This window comes from Novosphingobium sp. SG751A, assembly GCF_013149295.1.
GTDB lineage: Bacteria > Pseudomonadota > Alphaproteobacteria > Sphingomonadales > Sphingomonadaceae > Novosphingobium.
The window spans coordinates 1-2225 of record NZ_JABGCB010000058.1 but is presented as its reverse complement, the minus strand read 5'-3'; the positions used below and the strand labels follow the sequence as shown (position 1 = coordinate 2225).

Below are 2225 nucleotides of genomic sequence, written 5' to 3'. Positions count from 1 at the left end.
TACTACAATCCTGCTTCATTACACCCACCTGTCTATGTAGCTGAAGGGAATAGGCTTTGCTGGTCGGGATGTGATCCCGTGGGGTATTTTGGGTTTTGTCGAGCGCGCTTTGCGAGTTGATGGGCAGCAGATCCGCTGATGTCGTTTCGGCTGAATATCCATGGCCCTTCAGGCAGAGGGTGGATGCCTTCGATCTCACCGGCTTCGACAGCAGCTCGGAGTGTCTTGGGGGTCACGCCGATATGGAGGGCGGCCTGGCTCAAGTTCAGCCATAAGGCATCGCCATCGCTTTCTGCGCGGAAAACTGGAATCTTATGATGGGATCTCAGCGCGGTGACTCGTTCGCGCGTCCACCGGTTCCCATGTCCCGTTTGCAGGCCGTTCCGATTGAGTATCCCAGCGATCAGATCGTCATTGGCGATGAGCACGAGTTGGCGCACGGCCGCAATAACGTCATCAGGGGGGCTGTTACGCTGCCCTTTGCGACGTCTGGGCAAGCGTAACTCGGTATGGACGCCACCGGCCCAGTGGATCAGCAGAACGATCTCGGATGCATCCTTGTCGATGTCAGCGATTATTTCCTGGATCAAAGTGCGCACGATGCGTTTCTTCAAGCGACCGTCGGTCTGCTGGTCTTTCCAAACGGCTTTGAGATTGGCGGCAAGGCCGTCGAGATCCTTCAGGGACGGCGCCTCTGGTCGAGGCATTGAGGCATCGTGAGCTGCGATCCGCGCTTCTACTTTACTGACGCGCGCGAGCGCGCGGTTCCATCGCCCTTCCAGTTCTGCCGCTACCAACCGGTTCTGAGGATCGGCAGCATCGTATTGCCGGAAGGCCCGATCAGCCGCGTAGCGGGCGGCTTCAAAATCGCGCATCAATGCATCGCGGATTTGATCGCGGCGACTGGCGGCCTGTGCTTCTGCATCGACGGCGGCTGCGATCGCCCCAGGTTCGAGAACCGGAAGGAGCGCCAGTTCAATCGCATCATCGACGCGCAGTCCGCCAAATGCGATGCAGCGCTGCTCGCCATTGTCGAGCAGCCCGCGCCAGCAGGAATAGCGCGGAATATCATGTTTGGCGCCAGTGTAGCGCACGGTCAGCTTGCGCCCGCATCTCCGGCATCGAATGAGACCGGCGATCAGCGCATCACCGTGCTTGGGCGCCCCGTGATGCCGACTTGTGGGAACATTGTCGCTCACCATCTTGCGGATTATCTCCGATCGCTCCCAACTGACATAGCCTTCGTGCGAACCAGGGATTAGTGCCAGCCACTCCTCCCGCGCCTTGCGGCGACTGCGCGATTGCATGCCGCTGCCATTGTATCCAACAGCGGTGCGACTTTTACCATAGGCATAGGCGCCACCGTAAATCGGGTTCTCGACCATCCGGTGAATGGTTGCATAGCTCGGCCTGCGCCACTCTACATCGCCGTTCTTGCGTTTGGCTGGGAGGTCCAGCCCATGCTCGATGAACCAGAGCAGCGCCTGCCGCGCACTGCCGAGTTCGGTCACCTTGTCAAAAACCAGGGTGATGGCTTCCTGAACCCGGCGATCGGGATCCTTCTCGATCCGGTCACCTGCCTTTACAAAGCCGACTGGGGCCGTAACCACCAGTTCCCCGCGCCGAGCTTTCTCATAGCGGGCCGCGAGCGAACGTTGGCGTAGAAGATCGAGCTCATACTCATTGAGACTGCCCTTCAGGCCGAGCAGAAGCCGGTCGTTGCCCTGGCGCGGGGCGTACACCGCCTCTTGATCGACCAAAACCGTGTCGACCACGCGGCACATCTCGATAAGTTGCTGCCAGTCCCGGCTGTTACGGGCGAAACGTGAGACTTCCCGGGCCGCCACTGCGCCAACCTTGCCAAGGCAGACCTCTGCCACCATGCGGTCGAAGCCGATGCGCGTCACGCCTCCAGCGGCCGATCGACCAAGGTCTTCATCGATGGTCTCGATGCGTGACCATCCCAGAGTGACCAGGCGATCACGCATTGCGTATTGGAGGGCACTGCTCTCCCGGTTGTGGAGGACCTGGTGGGCCGACGATTGCCGAACATATAGGATCGCTTTGCGTTCGAGATGCTGCGGGCCGATCTTCTCAAAGGTCATCCTGCATCTCCCGCTGTTCCAGGGTGGGCGCGCCGTTGATATGCTCGAGAAGCAGGCGCACGATCAGCGGCGTCAATGCCTGGCGTGTCCGCGGTGGGAGGGATTGCCATTGCGGGGCCT

General features: G+C 60.2%; 1 protein-coding gene. It reads right to left on the bottom strand.

Going from position 1 to position 2225, the window contains the following annotated elements:
* Positions 1 to 32: 32 nt before the first annotated feature.
* Positions 33 to 2105 carry a recombinase family protein gene (locus tag FHW96_RS25805; protein ID WP_172343429.1) on the bottom strand — a complete coding sequence of 691 codons (2073 nt, stop codon included), beginning with the start codon at positions 2103 to 2105 and terminating at the stop codon, positions 33 to 35.
* Between the last annotated feature and the right edge of the window lie 120 nt (positions 2106 to 2225).

Excerpts from the sequence above, each read along its gene's own strand:
- FHW96_RS25805 (WP_172343429.1), bottom strand. The coding sequence starts at position 2,105 with ATGACCTTTGAGAAGATCGGCCCGCAGCATCTCGAACGCAAAGCGATC.